We start from the raw sequence: 19,078 nt of genomic DNA on the forward strand, positions 1-19,078 counted from the left end.
CCGGAAATATACTACGCTTTCCGCGGGCGGCTGGTGAGCCTCCTCAGAGCTAAAGCTCTTCCGGGGTCTCACCGATGCCTATCCTCCCGCAGGAGTCTCCGTATATTTCCGGAGCTGATGTGGCGTTACGTTCAGGTTTTTAACTTATACTTTTAGTTATGTCCCAGCCTCTTTTTTTAAGCCTCATTCTTATCTATGACTAGTCTTTAATCTCCAACCCTAAAATCCGTGCAAATCCTAAAGCTTGTTCGGTAGATACTATACAACCTTGTAAGCTATCAAGAGAAACCTGTAGTCTTTCAAACTTGCAGGTTGTCAAATCCACACCAGTTAGTTTCGAATTGGAAAAATTCGCTTCATCTATCATGCAATTCTGTAAGTCCACCTTTTGAATCTTACATTCATAGAAATCACTACCTTGCATCGTACATTCAGAAAATCTGACCTGTTTTAACTTAGTGTATCCAAATGTAGAAAGGTTCATCTGGCAGTTATCGAATAATACGTTTTCCAAGGTCGATTCTGGGATGGTAAATCCAATCATTCTACATTTCTTAAGTTCCACACGGTGAATACTTCCTTTAGAAAAGTCCGTATTCGATAAATCACATTGGACAAAGACACAGTCGGTTAATTGAATATCAGTAAAGTCAGTTCCTTCAAATGTCACTCGTTCAAAAACAACTTGATCAAATACCATACGGTCCATGTCTTCTCTTGTTATGACACAGTCCTTGAAGGTGCAGTTGTCATAGTATCCACGTTCCTGAGGATGAAAATCTTCTACTGGTAGATCGTAAACTATTTTAGGCGGATTTACTTTAAATGATTTAACCATATCCTTCTCCTTTTAATATATTTTTCCTATCATATCAAGATTTTCTTTCTAGCAATTTCTTAATATCAGCTAATTCCTTTTGTAGTTCTGCAAGCTTAATATCTGTTGGCGAAGGTGTTTCCTCGCGAGATGCTTCTTCCACATTATTGACAATAACCCCAACAAATAGATTGATAATAACAAAGGCTCCAATCACAATAAACGTGACGAAGTACCACCAAGATGTTGGGTCTTCTGCTAGAATGGGCCTCATCACACCGCTTGCCCACGATTCCAATGTAATCACTTGGAAAAGACTTAATAGCGAATCATGTAAGGTTGCAAAATATTCCGGTGCGATATCACTATACAGCATGGTGCCAATTACAGCATATATGTAAAAGAAAATACCCAGTAATAATAAAATGGTTCCCATGGAGGGAATGGTAAGTAATAATGCATTGACCATTTTACGTAAGGATGGAATAACGGACACTGCTCTCAACAATCGTAAAACCCTCACAACACGTAGAACGGTAACATAATGGCTGCCAGTCAATAAGTGACCTAATGAAACGATTACAATATCAAATACATTCCAAGGGTCCCTTATGAAATCCTTTATTGATGTTCTTCCAATTAATCGAATAATAATCTCTACTGTAAATATCCAGAGCAATATTCTGTCTCCAAGAATAATCCAATCATGATACTTACTTGCAATCGAAGTATACGTTTCTAGCCCTACTAAAATAGCATTTATAATAATTAATACAATAATCGTATTCGAAAATATCGGATGCTCCGATACGTTTCTACATGCTTGCTTAAAACTATTCATCTGTGTTTCTTCCTCCCCCATCTAACATTTTACGGTTTGTATCATTTTCTGTCATCTATTAAATGGATTCGGCTAATTCTTATTAAAGCCATCAAAAAAGGTATTAGAGCGCTCACTCTAATACCTTTTTCAAAATCTGATTAGTTCCCTGCAACTTTTTGAGCAATTTCTATTGTTCGCTTTGCTTGATGTTTAACTGCCGCTTGAACATCTTCTATCATCTTACCATCTTGCCCTTGCGTTACACTGGTTCCATAAGGGTTACCACCTGCAGCCATTAATAATGTATCTGTATATCCTGGTGGTACGATAATAGCACCCCAATGCATCATGGATGTATAAAGGGCTAGAATAGTTGCTTCTTGACCCCCATGCGGATTTTGTGCTGAAGTCATGGCACTAACTACTTTGTTAACTGTTTTACCTGTCGCCCATAGTCCACCTTGCATATCTAGGAATTGTTTCATTTGTGAAGCTACATTACCAAATCTAGTTGGTACACTAAAGATAATCGCATCTGCCCATTCGATGTCCTCTGATGTCGCTTCTGGAACTTCCTTCGTTGCATCAATATGTGCTTTCCATCCGGGATTAGAAGCGATAGCTGCTTCTGGAGCAAGCTCTGGTACCTTTACAACCTTCACTTCTGCTCCGGCCTCTTTTCCAGCCTCTTCAGCCCACTTTGCTAGCTGATAGTTCGTTCCAGTGGAACTGTAATAAATAACTGCTAATTTTACCATTACCATTCTCCTTTTCATAAATTACAAATTACGCTTCTATTATTTACCAATCGTAATTATTTATGACTAGGAAAAATTATTACTGAAATAAAAGAGGCTGGGACAAAAGAGTTTTAGTTGATTAAAATCCGAACGAACATGAAAAAGCGCATAGACCCGCTTCGGAAATATACTACGCTTTCCACGGGCGGCTGGTGAGCCTCCTCAGAGCTAAAGCTCTTCCGGGGTCTCACCGATGCCTATCCTCCCGTAGGAGTCTCCGTATATTTCCGGAGCTGATGTGGTGTTTCGTTCAGGTTCTCAACTTATACTTTTAGTTATGTCCCAGTCTCCTTATTATTTAAACCAACCTTTTTCTCGGAAACGTGAAATGGCTTCAATACGATTACTGACATCGAGTTTATCCAATATTACCGATACATAATTCCGTACTGTTCCGGTTGTCAGATAAAGTTGATTTGCTATTTCTTTCGTGTTTTTTCCCTCTGCAATTAACTTAATAACCTGCTCCTCACGTTCTGATAGTGGGTTATCCTCCTTGTTATAGGCAATATCAATTAATTCGGGAGCGTATATTTTCCGACCATCCATAATAACCCGAATCGAATTGGCTAATTCTTCACTAGGACTGTCTTTTAATAGATAACCACTGACATTAGCATCACGGGCACGTTCAAAATACCCAGCTCTCGCGAAGGTTGTTAAGATAATGACTTTACAATCATAGTCTTTTATTTCTTCCGCAACATCCAACCCGCTTTTTACCGGCATTTCGATATCCATTATACAAATATCAGGTTTATACTGATTGATCAGTTTTAAAGCCTCTTCCCCATCTTTTGCCATGCCAACCACTTCCATATCATCCTCTAAATCTAGTAAGGATCCTAGGGCACCGAGCAAAAGCCGTTGGTCTTCAGCGATCACAATACGAATCATGACAATCTCTCCTCTTGTTGTTGCTTTACAACATTTGGGATCCGAATGGTTAGTACCGTTCCATCTCTGTTCTCAATTTCCAAGCTTCCATTGACAAAGTCTAACCGTTCCCGCATACCGCGTAGTCCATTACCTTTTGACTTAGCTATATTACCAATTCCTATTCCATCGTCTTTGATAATAATACTAACCTCACCTGGTAATTGCTGAATGTTAACCGAGCATGATGTAGCTTGACTGTGTTTCACCACGTTCGTCACCGCTTCTTTCAAGCACATTCCAAGAACGTTTTCAACTAATAATGGTGTGCGCTCGAGTACAGGATTACCTTCGAGAAGAAATTTCATTTCCGCTGCACCAATTACCTGTTGGGCGTGGTGGACTTCATCCTCTAATTTCGTACTTCGCATATCAGAAACCATTTCTCGCACTTCTTTTAATGCCGTTCTTGCTGTTTGGTGAATATCCAATATTTCTTTTTGAACTTTTTCGGGATGTTTTTGTAACAACCTCCCAGCTAAATCGCTTTTCAGTCCAATTAATGAAAGTTTTTGTCCTAACGTATCATGTAAGTCCCGGGCGATACGCTGTCTTTCTTCCATCACCATTAATTGCGAGATCCGGACATTAGCATCTTCCAATTGGTGTTCAAGCTTTTCCCGCTTTATTCGATTATACATATTGAAAGGCAATAGTATGACACCAATAACACTAATGATGATAAATGGAAGCTGTGAAAAGAAGATTTGGCTTTGTGTAAAAAATCCTATTGTGGTAGCTGAAATAGTCGTGACCAGATGAACGACATAAAGCGTAATAAATCCGGCCTTGTTTTGGATATTTCCTATATAAAAGGCAAGAAATAAAGAGAAATAGACATAGCCAAAATATAAGGTCATCCCAATACTAATAGCCATTTCAATTCCAACTGATAAATAGACGGTCCATCCTTTTTTTATATAGGATAAGCGAAAAGTAGTAAAAAAAGCGACGATCATAAATACCCCGATAAGAACCTCTGTTGGAGTAGAGAACCTAATGATGAAATAGAATGGAAGGATACAGAATACAACCCAAATATAAATACTCAGACCTGTATTCTTAGAAAAAATATGATACCATTTTTGCATTTTCTTCCTCCTATTTCCTGTTTAGCTTGAGTATAGCAGATATTAGATAATACAAAAACCCTTTCAAACGAAGGGTTTTTATCAAATATTACTTTTCTTGAATACTAGTTTTTCTTGTTGGCAGTTGTATATTTGCTTTTGGTTCCTTTAAGCGTTCTTTAATTTCCTTAAAGCTTACAAATGTTTTACTCGCCTCATCGTATAAACGGAATCGAATGGATTGCAAGCTAGTCTTTAAGGTTATCGTTGTTGCTTTTTGTAATGGTGGTGTAGATTCATGTGCTTTTTCTAAGTTGTAATTCGGTACTCTTGGGCTTAAATGGTGAACATGGTGATATCCGATACTTCCAGTTAACCACTCGATAATTTTAGGCAACTTATAATAAGAGCTTCCGTCCACAGCTGCTTTGACATAGTCCCATTCCTCTTCATTTTCAAAGTAGGAATCCTCGAACTGATGTTGAACATAAAACAACCAAATGCCTGCCGCCCCAGCAATAAATAAGATAGGTAGTTGAATGATTAAGAACGCCTGCCAACCGATCGCCCATATTAATAATGCATAGATTGCCACGATAGATACATTAATTAAGTACGTATTGATCCGTTCTTTTCTTTTTGCACCTTTGCGATTAAAGCGGTTGGAGATTAAAAATAGATATAGCGGTCCTAATCCAAACATGATGATTGGATTTCGATATAGACGATACGCCAATCTACCCCAAAACGAAGCTTCTATATACTCATCTACCGTCATGACCCAAACATCACCAACACCACGTTTATCTAAGTTACTACTAGTAGCGTGATGAATAGAGTGACTCCATTTCCATTTTTCAAATGCAAAGTGCGTGATGATACCTGTAATAGTTCCAATTATCCGGTTTGCCTTTTTGTTCTGGAAAAAGGACATATGTGTACAATCATGGAAAATAATAAAGGTTCGGACTACAAAACCTGCAGCAAGAATGATACAAGGTACCGCTAACCAAATTGATATTGCCAGACTCTGATAGGCAAGGAACCATAGTACTAAAAATGGAATGATCGTATTGGCTATCTGAATAATACTAGCCCTTGTATTAGATTTAGCGTAAGGCATGACACTCTTTCTCAATTGCGCTTGTTTTTGTTTACTCACATTATTCCTCCTCGATTTTAAGTTATTAGTTATATAATAGGTTGGAATCATATGTTTTATAAGTCATATATGTCAGGATTTCAATATGACAAATGTCATATTGGGTATGTAATTGCCCAATAAAAAAGGGTGATGATTTTCATCATCACCACTGCTTACTTATTCTTCCTGAGCTATTTATTCTTCACCCTTGGAAAGATGAAGTGGTGGGGGTACAAGCCAGCCTTTGTCTTTATTTAACTTAAGAAGCTTCGCACCAAATGCTGCTTTTTGGGTATGTATTTTCCCAAACAATGCTGCAATATCTTCACGTATACACTGACCAATTGCAGTGCTAGCTGCTACTAAGCCAGCAGCAACATCGGCAGATACCTTACCTGCAATTTCATTATCCATAAAACGAGCGCCAGTAGGTATGGATTCTAAATCTGCAGTCGGGCGCTCTGGTGGAGTTGGTGGTAACCCAACACCATTTGCTTTTAACAATGCTTCTAGCTCCGTTAAATCCTGCTTACCTTGTTCAATTGCTTCTTTAATTAGTTGTTTTAAGTCTTCGTCGCCTGTATGGTTTAATAAAGTTTGGTATGCAGCAACCATTGCCTTTCCAGAAAACACAGCTGTCCAAACACCATAAACCTCTCCGTAATGCATCGGTTCATCTGTTGGATTTCCGGAGCGAGTATGTTGCGCTACCATAATACCTAGTTTCTGCACAGTTTCTAATCGACCGTCCAATATAAGTGAGTAGCACAATTAATATATTGGTTTTATTTCGTTGTTTATTAGTATAATGATATATAAAATAATAGCAGGAGGGGGAGTTATGGACATCAACAATATTCTAGGACAGTTGTCGGAGAAAGAACCGGGCATTATGGGAATGGAGGATTTCAAACGGTCGGCTGTTCTTATTCCGTTAGTTAATATTAATGGAGATACCCATATTTTATTTGAAGTTCGTTCGATGAAATTACGAACCCAACCAGGAGATATATGCTTTCCAGGTGGCCGTATTGACCCAACTGATCCTACTCCAATGGAATGTGCCATACGAGAAACAACCGAAGAACTTGGAATTAACAAGGAAAATATAGTAGATGTAACACCGATAGATTACATCGTTTCAGACATGGGAAGAATTATCTATCCTTATGTAGGCGAACTTCAACACATTGACGAAATCACTCCTAATGAAGAAGTTGGAGATTACTTCACAGTTCCTTTATCTCACTTTCTTAACACTACTCCTGAGTCCTATAAAGTAAACTTCAAAGTAATACCCGAAGAAAACTTCCCATTTGATTTAATTGTTGGTGGAGAAGATTATAATTGGAAAGTTCGTCATATCAATGAGCTGTTTTATCGTTATGAAGACCGGGTCATATGGGGTCTGACGGCGAAGATATTGACGCATTTTATAAAGTTAATAAAGAGTTAATGAATTGTTGGTTGTCATTATTCTTTTTGATTTAATTATGAGAGTAAAATGATGAATGGCTGGTTCTTATTATTCTTCTTGACTTGAATGTGGGATTGAAATGATGAGTGACAGCTCCTCATTATTCTTTTTGATTTGATTATAAGAGTGAAATGATGAATGGCTGGTTCTTATATTTCTTTTTGACATATATATGGGAATGAAATGATGTGTGGCTGGCTCTCATTATTCTTTTTGACTTGAATATGGGAATGAAATGATGAGTAACGGCTTCTCACTTTTCTTTTTGATTCGATTATAAGAGTGAAATGATGAAAGGCTGGTTATCATATTTCTTTTTGACTCGAACACCAGAGTAAAATGATGAATGGCAAGTTATCATTATTCATTTTGATTCAAACATTGGAATGAAATAACAATTCGCAGTCCCCATTAACCTCGTTAATACTAATTTCATCATAAATATAATCGGCTAGGATTACATAATCCTAGCCGATTTTTATTTAATCCCATTTTATCTCAACAGGCATGACAGATTTTATTTCGTCTTTGTACGTTTCCCATTCTTGTTCCTTCATCCATATATGAATAGAACCGTTGTCTTCACTGGTTCGGATTAATCGTCCGATACCTTGACGAAGACGTAGTAGCATGTATGGTGCATCTACTTCTCTTTCTGGATTTGCCACATGTTTTCGCTTGGCTTTAAAGACCGGGTCATGTGGTGGAAATGGTAGTGATGAAATGATTACTTGGCTTAAGGCTTCTCCCGGAACATCTAGGCCTTCCCATAAGTGGTATGCACATAGAACAGAATCGGTTTCGGTTTGGAAGTGATGAACGATTTCACTTATCTCTCGGTCCCCTTCATATAAGAATTTAAAGGACCAGTCCTTCTCTCTTGCCCAGAGCCGGAATTCGTTCATTTCCTCTATATTTGAAAATAATACTAGTGTACTTCCATTATTCTCTTGGATTTGGTCACCAATTCGGCTCCACTTTTGTTCCTTATCTTGCTCCATATGACCAAATAGCTGCATTTGTTCTTCATACTCAAATGGTGATTCCACGGAGAATGAATCATAGGAATCAATTCCAAGGCTTTTTGCCAAATATGAAAAGTCTCCACCTTGAGATAGAGTTGCAGATGAGAATACAAATGGAATATTTTTTGAAAATACCTCTTTCTTCAACACATCTTCTACCAGCCTTGGCATAAGCACTAAAGTTGTTGTGTTTTTAGATTCTTCAATCCAAGAGATCCCTTCATCCTCTTTCAGGAATATAGATAATCCATAATGGTAAAACTCCAAATACTCCTCAATAATCTTAAGATGATAACCGTCAATCGTAAACATCTCTGCATCAAAAACTAACTGGTCAAGCAGCTTTTCCACTTTTCCATATAGTGTTGACGCTATTTCTAACATACCCTTTGTAACTTGTACTTCTTTTCGGTTAGATCCAGCTATATTACTAGCTGATTCACTAAGCGCATCGAACCAGTCTTCATGTAAGGTTAGAATATCTTCAATAAGGTATAACGATTCTTCACGAACATCTTGTCCCATGTATCCCGTAAGAACCTGATTAAGGGTTTCAGAATGAAAGCGATAGGTTAGCCCTTTTTGTGCAGAGAATTCGAGTAAGTGTCCTTCATCAAAAATTACCGTACTTGCTTCTGGTAGTAATGGGATTTGCCCTTCTCTCTTTCTTGATTCCTTCGTCCATACGTGCTCCATATAGAAATCATGTGAACAAATGATTAAATCAGTCGCGTGACGGTAATACTCACGGTTCAATGTTTGTCCGCTTCGATGCCTTAATTGACAAGTTGCACATTGTTGAAGAGGGTCCCAGGCAATCATTTCCCATGTTTCATCCGATACCCACGGATATTCTTTACGGTCACCATATCGTTCAAAAGCCTTCTTAGCTGAACTGGTATCAAAGACAAAGTCAGGTATCTCATCGTACACTCTGGTGATATCTTCATCATTTGTTTCACTTATCAAGTTGTCCAATTTACGGGCACATACGTAATTTTCTCTTGCCTTTGCTAATCTTACATCCACTTGAAGGCCTAATGCTTTTTCTAGTTTTTCGATATCTCCGCCCTTTTTCACTAGCTGTTCAATCAAGGTTTCATCAGCGCAGGATATAATCGCAGGTTGGCCAATGTAGCGAGCATAACAAATGGCATAAATTAGATAAGCGAATGTCTTTCCCGTTCCGACACCAGCCTCGGCAAAAATTGTACGTCGTTCTTTAAAAGCTTTTTCCAATTGGAAGGCCATGAAAATTTGCTCGTCTCGTGTCTCAAATCCTTGCTCAGGCAAAATATCATAAAAAACATCCCCGACATAATCGCCTAATTTATCATAGAAGTTTTCTGTTTTTGAAACTTGAAATGGTAAAGTACTTTTAGTTGGCATTTAGTTCCCTCATTTTTACATTTTTAACATAGGAATAATTCTATCATGCCGGTCCATGTTTTTACTATCTTTTGCATCTTATGTATTTGCTCATTTTGTAACGAAGATTAAAGTACTTTTTCACTCCCTCTAAAACGAAATAATTTATCATTACCGGTTCTTCTCACTAATTCATTTTTTAGTTCCGCGTAGTCATTTTCTGTGAGCCACTCCCCATGGAATGTGATTTCTTTGTCGTTGATTAACTTAATCGTTATAATCTTCCGGTCATAATTATGAAATTCAACGCAATATGCAATATCGTAATAATTTGCCCGTTTAGTTGGTAGTAATGGACCATGATTAACCTCTAGTTCACTTGGGGTCATATTAATATAATCTTGACTTGAACGATTCATATAATGGATTCCACGAATCACACCAATCACGACAGGTAATAATCCAAGAGATAAGAATATTACCTCCATATCAGGTTGTCGTTGCACGGTCAGAACCATCGAAATAAGCGCAATGACGGCTGCAGCAAATGACCCAAATGCCTGTTTAGACCAATCACTTGTATCTGAAAATCTATATCCCATATGCGTTCACCCTTTTTTTGTCGATATTTTTCATACGATTCATATCCTAAATAGTTTCACTAAAAATATAACCGATTTTCCTTCCCCCCAGAAAGAATATCGGTTATAAACGTTGTATATAGTAAACAAACCCCTAAATATATGAAACTATGTTACCGATAATCAAGCTGCCCCAAGATTATCGATTCCGTAGCAATACTACCTTAGCTTGGTGTATTGCCTTTCTCCCCTTTTTCTATAAGAAATCTAATTTGTTACCAGTTCACTTTTCAGCATTGTTCCATGCTTGGCATAGTTTTCATGCCAGGAGAATGCTTTTTCTAGCACATGTGGAGTCTGCCCACCCCGTTCAAGTGCTTCTTCATAATACTCCAAAAGTTGTGCACGGTATGTTGGATGTACACAGTTTTCAATAATTAGTGGAACTCTTTCACGTGGAGCGAGTCCTCTTAGGTCAGCATAACCTTGCTCCGTTACGACAATATCAACGTCATGCTCTGTATGATCAACATGGGAGACAAAAGGTACGATACTAGAAATATCTCCGCCCTTAGCAATAGATTTCGTAACAAAGATTGCTAATCTAGCATTGCGGGCAAAATCTCCAGAGCCACCAATTCCATTCATCATTTTTGTTCCAGAAACATGAGTAGAATTCACATTACCATAAATATCAAACTCAAGTGCCGTATTGATGGATATTAACCCTAGGCGTCTAATAATTTCAGGATGGTTCGATATCTCCTGTGGACGCATGATTAATTTATCACGATAATTCTCAAAGTTGCTATAAACCTCTTTCATTTTCTCTTCCGATAGTGTAATAGAACAGCAAGATGCGAAATCTACTTTTCCTGCATCAATTAAGTCAAATACTGCATCTTGAAGCACTTCCGAGTATACTTCTAAGTTCTTGAATTCGGAATCAACCATACCATGTAGGACAGCATTCGCAACAGAGCCAATACCGGATTGTAACGGTGCTAATCGTTCTGTTAATCTACCAACTTCTATTTCCTTACGTAAGAAATCTAGTAGATGATTAGCCATAATTTGTGTTTCTTCATCTGGCGGAACAATAGTGGACGCGGAATCTACTTGATTCGTAAATACAATGCCCTTAATTTTGTCATCATCTACCGGAATCCCGATAGTACCAATTCTATCATTCGCCTTTGTTAACGGAATTGGATCACGTTCACCTTGTTTTCCTGGACTGTATAAGTCATGCAACCCTTCTAACAGTTCAGACTGGGCAAGATTAATTTCTACTATGATATTCTTCGCATTTTCAGCAAAAGCCATTGAGTTACCGATGGAAGTTGTTGGAATAATGGTTCCATCTTCTTTAATCGAAATCGCTTCCAAAATTGCATAATCAACTTGATCGATAACATTAGCTCGTAGCAATTCAGCTGTATGGGATAAGTGATGATCTACAAATAAATGCTCCCCAGCATTTAACTTCTTTCTCATCGTAGGATCTGCTTGGAATGGAAGGCGTTTATTTATAATTCCAACCTCAGCAAATAATTTATCCACATCCGAACCAAGAGAAGCCCCTGTAAATACATTGACTTTAAAATTCTCCCCTGCTTCTGCACGCTTTACTAACGCCATCGGCACTGCCTTCACATCACCTGCACGAGTAAATCCACTTAACCCCAATGTCATACCATCCTGAATCCAAGATGCTGCAACATCTGCTGAAACCACTCTATCTCGTAAACGAGGATCTTTAATACGATCTGTCACGTTTTCCATATTGCCATCCCCCTTGTTAAGCGTTTTCATTCATTTTAGCTTATTAAATGTGACAATTGTGAAAACTAGACGGGATAAGTAAATTATGGGGTGAACCAAGGAATTCTATGTCTAAAGCAGAATATTTTTCTAAAACCCAAGTAATTTACGGAAATAACTGGAGTAAGATTGACTAACCGGAATGGTATCTCCATTTATCATTTCTAATAAGAATGTAGAATGGGTATCTGGAAAAATCTCCTTTATATGATGTACATTGACAATAAACGAGCGGTGACAACGAATAAACATTTCTCTCGGAAGATTATATTCAAACTCTTGTAATGTGTTTTTATGAGTTCCGGCGAATTCACTCGAATAGACGTGGGTTTTACGGTCTTTTACCTCAATATAGTGTACATCATGAAATGGTACTGGTTTCCATCCATCTTGTGACTTTAATGTGATCACGGATTTGCCTTCCGTAAATGCTGGATAAATGGCTAAAACACACCCAGCAATTTCGCCTTTTTCTTTAAAAGGAACGGCCATCCCATGATATGGAACACCAAAAACATTTCGGTCAATAAACTCCGAAACTTTCTGTTCAGATTGCCATGCTTTAAACGCAATGGTCCCCTCTTTCACAAGGTCGCCTGGCCGGATTTTTAAATCAATTCGTTTACTTGGCCTGTAATACACATACTTGTCCCCTCGTGTTACCGCTATAGAAATCTCGTCCGAAAAAAGCTCACCGATGATATTTAAAATATCCATACAACTATAACTCCTTTGTCCTATTAGCTCTGATGATAGGCACCCAGTAGAATGTGCCCGAAGTTAGTTGTATTTTAACATGGATTGATATAAAAAGGGCTCTTGGTATTGTCCCCAAGAACCCTTCCTATTACTTCCTTTGTACTAGCACTAATTTGAAATCACCAACAGCATCTTCTTCATACAAATTAGTAATGGAAGTGGAGTAGTTGTTTATTTCCGCTTGAAATTCAAGACTTTTATCTGGTACTTTCACGAGGAAATCATTTTTGTATAATTCCGTGGTCACATCATGATAGGTATCATGCGTTACTTTAAACTCTACTTCTAATTGATAGAGTGTGTGTCCGTTCTTTTCGATCTTTGTTTCGTTTAATTGATCCACTTCTACTTCTAAATCATTGATCCAAATTCTAGTCATTAGTGTCTTTCACCTCGATTATGATTGGGTAAATGTGTTTGGCATGACAACTGCTATTACTTCCCCTTTAACAACGCAGACATCCTCAACATACACTTCCGTTTGTACTTTCCACTTCTTTGGATGTATCTCTTCCACTGTGCCAACGGCTTTCAATACTTTACCTTGTGGTGTTGGTTTCAAATAGTCTACTTTCAGAGATCCCGTAACAAATCTTGGAGGTTCTTCGCCATCTCCTGGCTCATGGCCATTCTTGCGATGTAAGGCAAGTGCAGCAGATCCAGTCCCATGACAATCAACCAATGATGCAATGACCCCTCCATACACAAAACCCGGAATTGCCATTTGTTCTTCTCGAGGTGTATAAATGGTTACCGTTTTATCACCGTCCCAACCAGTTCTCAAGCGAAGACCTTTCTCATTTAATCTTCCACAACCATAACACCAAGAATAGTCATCTGCATAATCATCTTGAATAGCATGCTTAACTTTTTCTGCCACTTCTCCCACTCCTTTTCTCGAATATCTTGTACCATCTGTTCATATATATATTCCAGATGACAACAAGAGCTTTTACCCTTATAATAAACATAATCGTTTTGTAAATACAATTTTAAAAAATTTAAAAATAGAAAGGTGAGAATATGGGAAAAAGAATTTTTTATTTCTTACTAACGAACGTTTTAGTACTTTTAACGATTAGTATCATTTTTAGCGTCTTCCCGATCGGTAGATATATTACGAGTGCAGGAAATATCGACTTTCTGCAATTGCTAATTTTTAGTGCTGTTATTGGTTTTACAGGAGCATTCATTTCACTAGCCATTTCACGTTGGATGGCAAAGAAAATGATGGGTGTACAAGTTATTGATCCAAATGGTCCAATGAATGAGTACGAAAAAGCAGTTGTTGAGAAGGTTCACCGTTTATCTAGAGCTGCTGGACTTATGCATATGCCTGAAGTTGGAATCTATCAATCTCCTGAAGTAAATGCCTTTGCAACTGGTCCTTCTAAGAAGCGTTCCATGGTAGCTGTTTCTACTGGCTTACTACAAGAAATGGATGACGACGCGATTGAAGGTGTTATTGCACATGAGGTAGCACATATCGCTAATGGGGATATGGTTACCATGACATTACTGCAAGGTGTGGTGAATACATTTGTTGTATTCTTGTCACGTGTTGCAGCATTTATCGCTTCCCGCTTTGTTAAAGAAGAACTGGCACCAATCGTGCATTTTATTGCCATTATTATTTTCCAAATTGTATTCTCAATCTTAGGTAGTATCGTAGTTTACGCTTATTCTCGACACCGCGAGTACCACGCAGACCGTGGTGGTGCAGATTTAGCTGGTAAAGATAAAATGCGTCATGCACTGGAAAGCTTAAAAGCCTACACCAATCGCATTAAAGGTGGAGAAGATACATCTATTGCCACTTTAAAAATTAGTAATAGACGAAAATCATCTTTATTCTCTACACACCCTGATTTAGATGAACGTATTAAACGTTTAGCTTAAAGCTTAATGAGGCTGGGACAAAAGAGTTTTAGTTGATTAAAATCCGAACGAACATGAAAACGCATAGACCCGCTCCGGAAATATACTACGCTTTCCGCGGGCGGCTGGTGAGCCTCCTCAGAGCTAAAGCTCTTCCGGGGTCTCACCGATGCCTATCCTCCCGCAGGAGTCTCCGTATATTTCCGGAGCTGATGTGGTGTTTCGTTCAGGTTTTCAACTTATACTTTTAGTTATGTCCCAGCCTCTTTTTATGTACAATAGATACACTTTTTACCTAAATAAACATATATTTACCTATATATACCCTTTAAAGAGGTGAATTTATGTACTATCAAGCTAATCCATATTTTCGTCAATCATTCCCAACTAGGCAGAACCAACGAAAAGTTACCCTATACGGTGAAGGTTCCGTAATGGCACAACCTGACCAGGCAACAATCGTATTAGGTGTTATCACGGAGAACAGAAACTTGCAACAAGCCCAGCAAACTAATGCCACCGAGACTACTAATGTAATTAACGCCATTCTAAACAGTGGGGTTCCTCGAGAAAACATACAAACATCTGAATTTCGCATCGATATTGATTATGACTTCCAAGATGGCAAACAAGTATTTCGCGGATATCGAGTTACTAATCTCCTAACCATAACCGTGGAAGATATTGAAAAAGTCGGTGAAATAGTAGATATTGCAGTAAATAATGGGGCCAATACCGTACGTAATATTAATATGACCGTTTCCAATCAGGATCGATATTATCAACGGGCACTTGCCAATGCCATTAAAAATGCACAAGAAAAGTCCTTATTAGTTGCGGACACGTTAGGTGTTTCCATTAACGAAATTCCAGATCAATTAAAAGAAATCTCGAGCACAACACCAGAACAACCAAGACCATTTGTATTAGGTGTTTCCACTGAAAAAGCATCCACGACGCCAATTGAGCCTGGTCAATTCAAAATAACCGCCCTCGTTGAAGCAATATTTCATTACTAAAAAAGAGGAGGTACCATCCTCCTCTTTCCATTAATCAGACCCCATATGATGATATAAGTAAAACTTATCCTCATTATTTTCAAATGGGAATATCTCTAACTCCTTCGCTTTTGCAGCATAATTCTCAAAGATTTCATCTAGAATTTCATTTGGTTTTTTACCTTCTGTTTCCATTCCTAGTTTCTCTGCAGAGTCATAAATTTTTGCTTCATGTATATCCATCACAATTTCATGTTCTATTTTCCCTTTTGTTTCTACACCGTAAGTTTCAGCCTCGCGCTCTAGAATGGCCTTTCTTACTTCATTTAATAGATCATCTACATCTTTGCCTTCAGTTTCGATTCCTAATTCCTTCGCTTTTGCTTTAAACTTAGCATCTAAGACCTCTTCTGCTAAATCATCATGGTCTTTCCCTTCCACTTCAATACCGAGTTGTTTTGCTTCTTTGATAACTTTTGCCTGGTGAATTTCCATGGATAACTCTTTTGCATCTTTTCCTTCTGTTTCGATACCAAGTTCACTTGCCTTCTTCATTACCTTAGCTTCTTTTACTTCTTTGGATAATGTAGCAAGGTCTTTTCCATCTGTTTCAATTCCCAATTCTTTTGCCTTATACTTAATCCATGCTTCATGCTTATGTAAATCCTTTTTTGCATGTTTTTTTGGCTTTTCATCGTCTTTGTCTTTATCCATGAAATCAAACCATGCATTATCCGTGTTTGTTTCTCCAAATACAGTTGATATCTGCCAGGAGCTTGCAATTAGAGCTGTCATTACAACGATTAACAACTTTGCTTTCATATTTTTTCTTCCTTTCCTGTATGGTTTTTCCTATAAAATCATTTGTTACTATTTCCCAAAAAGGAAAATACATGAATATTTTTCCACTTTTTTTGCAGGAAATGTCCTTATCATTAGCTATTTTCTAAATGATTTTTATTTTTTTTCGGTTAGTTTAAACTAATTAACTAGTAGATAAAAACTACGTGGTATACATAATTAGAATTGGTGAAGCTTGATACTACCGCTCCGGCAGAATACTCCGCTTTCCGCGGGCCCGGCCTCAGCCTCCTCGAGGAAAGTTCGCCTCTGCGGGGTCTTCGGACACGTGCTATTCCCGCAGGACAATGGTTTTCGGTGGGGCGAGTAATCGCAGTCCCAAGGAATGCTTCGTCAGCGTAATCATCGCACGAAGAAAATTGTTCTTTATTTTCGAGGAGTCTCCGTATTTCTGCCTGCGCTGGTTTAGTCTTATATTCATTGTTAGTTATTGAATCTTGTTTTGGATTTATGTGGTGCTATTGTTTCTAATCACTAATTACTAGCGAAGGAAATACACGGAGACTCCTGCGGGAGGATAGGCTTCGGTGAGACCCCGCAGTGCGTTAGCGGAAAGCGGAGTGTATTTCCGTAGCGGGTATGTTGCTCCCAACTATGAATAATTATCCGCACAGAATTAAAACTCATCTGTAACAGATTCTTCATATTTTACTAGTCGAACTTACAATTCTTTGATACTCTTAGAAGTGGAAAGCGTTTACGGATATCGTATCCCAAAAGACTAGCATTCTAGATTTCTACCAGGGGATGGGGGTTAAATAAATGAGAAATTTAGTTATTCTAGGTGGTGGCTATGGAGGGATTAAGGTTGCTCTAGGTTTGGTCGATAAGGGTCTACCTGATGACATTAATCTGACAATTGTTGATCGTAATCCATATCAATCACTAAAAACAGAATTTTATACCATTGCAGCAGGTACAGTTGCGGATCGGGAAGTACGGGTCGATTTTCCAAAGCACGATCAAATCAACTATGTCTATGCGGAGATTGACAAAATTGATGTTGAAAATCAACAAATTATCTTTCGGGATTTGAGCCAAGTGGTCTCTTACGACTTTTTAGTTGTCGCTTTAGGATGTGAAGACAATTATCATGGCATTGAAGGGGCAGAACAATACACCGAGAGCGTACAAACCTTTGCTAATGCCCGTAAAACTGGTTTAGCAGTTTGCAATTTAAAAGCCGGAGGAAAAGTTACTATTGTTGGGGCAGGCTTGAGCGGTATTGAAGTAGCTTCAGAGATTCGGGAAAGCCGGGCAGACCTTAATATTCGTCTACTAGACCGAGGTGGTTCGGTTCTGAGAGCATTTGATCCGAGAATCCAAGGTTATGTAGCCGATTGGTTTAATAAAAATGACGTAGAAGTATTACATCATGCTAATGTGGAATACGTAGAAAAAGATGGCGTGTGTAACAATGGTGTATGTTATGTGAACGATGTAACGATCTGGACTGCTGGGGTTCGTCCAAATCGAGTGGTAAGGGAATTGCCTTTCAAAAAGGACAATCAGGAAAAAGTTGTGGTCAATGAATACTTTCAAGTTCCTGAGCAGCAAAATGTGTATGTAATTGGGGATTGCGCATCTTCTGTTCATTCACCAAGTGCACAATTAGCTGGTATTCAAGGAGAACAAACAGCACTTATTTTGAACTCGATTATACGTAATCAAGAACCAAAACCTCCAAAGGAGATTCGCCTAAAAGGAACACTGGGTTCACTAGGGAAGAATGATGGTTTTGGGAATATGATGAAGCAGCCATTGGTTGGAATAGTTCCTAGATTAGTTAAAACAGGAGTCTTATGGTTGAACAAACGACATTAAAGCTTAAGGCTTTTCCTTAGAGGTAGGAATCTCCTGGAAAAGCCTTTATTGTTAGTCATCTTTCTTATTCGCTTGTTTTTTCTGATTCGTCATCATTAATGTTAATGGTTTATCAGTTCCTGTTAGAAATTTATACAGAACGGAAGAGGTTAACTTGTAACTCTCTTCTATTTTATCCGCAATAAATCCAGTGCGTTCGAATAGAATAGAACGTAAATTAGTTAATTGTAAGTTGGACTTCTCCATCAGTGCCTCTTGATTCTCTAACTGGTCCAACACCTTATCTTGCTTTTCGTGTTGGGTAGAAACTTGTTCTGCCATAAGCTCCTGTTTTTCTGTCATTTCACCAATCTGGTGAGAGAAACTTTCGCTATTGGTATCCAGTTTCATTAACTGCTGCATTATTTCTTCATTGGATTGGTGAATCCGATAAATTTCCTTCAATATGTCTTGGTTAACTGTACTATTTTCGTGGGCAATACGATGAAGTTCCTGACTATTACGTTCTAGCATCGTAATCCACTCCCTTGTCTGTTTTTCAAACTCCTCGCGATGTTTGGTATTCTCCTTCAATAGGTTAATATCCTGAACCACATCACGCCATCTACTATCCTGATGATAACGCTGCTTTTGGAATGAAATTCGAAGACTTTTCATCGACTTTTGTAATACCTCATTTACCCGATTCTGTTCTTCTAGTAGTTCCTTTAGGTGATCACTTTGAAAATATGATTGATTTGGTCCTTCAATCGAGACGTTATTTTTAAAAAGATTTGGATGTGAATTGGTATTGATAAATATGCTCACCATTCCCTCTCCTTTTCCCACCAAAATTCAATACTTTATACTATGCTAAAGGAGAAAATGTCGGGACAAAAAACTATAAACCTATA

The 19,078-nt window shown here is 38.2% G+C and carries 19 protein-coding genes; 4 read left to right on the top strand and 15 right to left on the bottom strand.

Annotation, left to right across the window (positions count from 1 at the left end):
- Positions 1-199 precede the first annotated feature (199 nt).
- The 7 genes from BN999_RS16205 to BN999_RS16235 form a co-directional block, all read right to left on the bottom strand.
- Positions 200-838 (bottom strand): pentapeptide repeat-containing protein, encoded by a 639-nt coding sequence (locus BN999_RS16205; RefSeq protein ID WP_096273071.1) that lies wholly within the window; start codon positions 836-838, stop codon positions 200-202.
- Between the two features lie 34 nt (positions 839-872).
- A complete protein-coding gene (locus BN999_RS16210) occupies positions 873-1,658 on the bottom strand; it encodes an ion transporter (protein WP_096273073.1) in 786 nt (261 codons plus the stop codon).
- Positions 1,659-1,798: 140 nt separating this feature from the next.
- Positions 1,799-2,404, bottom strand: coding sequence for an NAD(P)H:quinone oxidoreductase (wrbA, locus tag BN999_RS16215; RefSeq protein WP_096273075.1), 606 nt, complete (start codon positions 2,402-2,404; stop codon positions 1,799-1,801).
- Positions 2,405-2,734: 330 nt separating this feature from the next.
- A complete protein-coding gene (locus BN999_RS16220; RefSeq protein ID WP_096273077.1) occupies positions 2,735-3,337 on the bottom strand; it encodes a response regulator transcription factor in 603 nt (200 codons plus the stop codon).
- Positions 3,334-4,467 (bottom strand): sensor histidine kinase, encoded by a 1,134-nt coding sequence (locus tag BN999_RS16225; RefSeq protein WP_096273079.1) that lies wholly within the window; start codon positions 4,465-4,467, stop codon positions 3,334-3,336. Before BN999_RS16225 ends, BN999_RS16220 begins: the two co-directional genes overlap by 4 nt.
- Before the next feature lie 88 nt (positions 4,468-4,555).
- Entirely contained in the window at positions 4,556-5,608 is a 1,053-nt protein-coding gene (locus tag BN999_RS16230) for a fatty acid desaturase (RefSeq protein ID WP_096273081.1), read from the bottom strand.
- A gap of 177 nt (positions 5,609-5,785) precedes the next feature.
- Positions 5,786-6,304, bottom strand: coding sequence for a DUF3231 family protein (locus tag BN999_RS16235; protein WP_096273217.1), 519 nt, complete (start codon positions 6,302-6,304; stop codon positions 5,786-5,788).
- 127 nt (positions 6,305-6,431) lie between these two features.
- Here BN999_RS16235 and BN999_RS16240 point away from each other — a divergent pair, with 127 nt between their 5' ends.
- The gene (locus BN999_RS16240; RefSeq protein ID WP_096273082.1) at positions 6,432-7,046 is read left to right on the top strand and encodes an NUDIX hydrolase; all 615 of its coding nucleotides are present in this window, start codon (positions 6,432-6,434) and stop codon (positions 7,044-7,046) included.
- A 503-nt stretch (positions 7,047-7,549) separates the two neighbouring features.
- Here the strand turns inward: BN999_RS16240 and BN999_RS16245 are convergent.
- The 6 genes from BN999_RS16245 to BN999_RS16270 form a co-directional block, all read right to left on the bottom strand.
- The gene (locus tag BN999_RS16245) at positions 7,550-9,481 is read right to left on the bottom strand and encodes an ATP-dependent DNA helicase (protein WP_096273084.1); all 1,932 of its coding nucleotides are present in this window, start codon (positions 9,479-9,481) and stop codon (positions 7,550-7,552) included.
- A 107-nt stretch (positions 9,482-9,588) separates the two neighbouring features.
- A complete protein-coding gene (locus BN999_RS16250; protein ID WP_096273086.1) occupies positions 9,589-10,062 on the bottom strand; it encodes a hypothetical protein in 474 nt (157 codons plus the stop codon).
- 246 nt (positions 10,063-10,308) lie between these two features.
- Complete coding sequence (locus BN999_RS16255; protein WP_096273088.1) at positions 10,309-11,826, bottom strand: acetyl-CoA hydrolase/transferase family protein; 1,518 nt, start codon at positions 11,824-11,826, stop codon at positions 10,309-10,311.
- A gap of 129 nt (positions 11,827-11,955) precedes the next feature.
- Positions 11,956-12,582 (bottom strand): LytTR family DNA-binding domain-containing protein, encoded by a 627-nt coding sequence (locus tag BN999_RS16260; protein ID WP_096273090.1) that lies wholly within the window; start codon positions 12,580-12,582, stop codon positions 11,956-11,958.
- Between the two features lie 130 nt (positions 12,583-12,712).
- A complete protein-coding gene (locus BN999_RS16265; protein ID WP_096273092.1) occupies positions 12,713-13,003 on the bottom strand; it encodes a DUF3219 family protein in 291 nt (96 codons plus the stop codon).
- A gap of 18 nt (positions 13,004-13,021) precedes the next feature.
- Complete coding sequence (locus tag BN999_RS16270; protein WP_096273094.1) at positions 13,022-13,504, bottom strand: PaaI family thioesterase; 483 nt, start codon at positions 13,502-13,504, stop codon at positions 13,022-13,024.
- Between the two features lie 143 nt (positions 13,505-13,647).
- Between BN999_RS16270 and htpX the strand changes: the two genes are divergently transcribed.
- Entirely contained in the window at positions 13,648-14,523 is an 876-nt protein-coding gene (htpX, locus tag BN999_RS16275; protein WP_096273096.1) for a protease HtpX, read from the top strand.
- 323 nt (positions 14,524-14,846) lie between these two features.
- Positions 14,847-15,521 (top strand): SIMPL domain-containing protein, encoded by a 675-nt coding sequence (locus BN999_RS16280; RefSeq protein WP_096273098.1) that lies wholly within the window; start codon positions 14,847-14,849, stop codon positions 15,519-15,521.
- Between the two features lie 30 nt (positions 15,522-15,551).
- Here the strand turns inward: BN999_RS16280 and BN999_RS16285 are convergent, their stop codons facing one another.
- A complete protein-coding gene (locus BN999_RS16285) occupies positions 15,552-16,322 on the bottom strand; it encodes a hypothetical protein (protein ID WP_096273100.1) in 771 nt (256 codons plus the stop codon).
- Positions 16,323-17,123: 801 nt separating this feature from the next.
- On the opposite strand from BN999_RS16285, the gene BN999_RS16290 reads away from it, so the two are divergent.
- Entirely contained in the window at positions 17,124-18,185 is a 1,062-nt protein-coding gene (locus BN999_RS16290; protein ID WP_096273102.1) for an NAD(P)/FAD-dependent oxidoreductase, read from the top strand.
- Positions 18,186-18,236: 51 nt separating this feature from the next.
- On the opposite strand, the gene BN999_RS16295 is transcribed toward BN999_RS16290, so the two are convergent.
- Positions 18,237-18,992: a hypothetical protein gene (locus BN999_RS16295; RefSeq protein ID WP_096273104.1), complete on the bottom strand. Its 756-nt coding sequence runs from the start codon at positions 18,990-18,992 to the stop codon at positions 18,237-18,239.
- Between the last annotated feature and the right edge of the window lie 86 nt (positions 18,993-19,078).

The organism is Paucisalibacillus globulus (assembly GCF_900184735.1).
Lineage (GTDB): Bacteria > Bacillota > Bacilli > Bacillales > Amphibacillaceae > Ornithinibacillus > Ornithinibacillus globulus_B.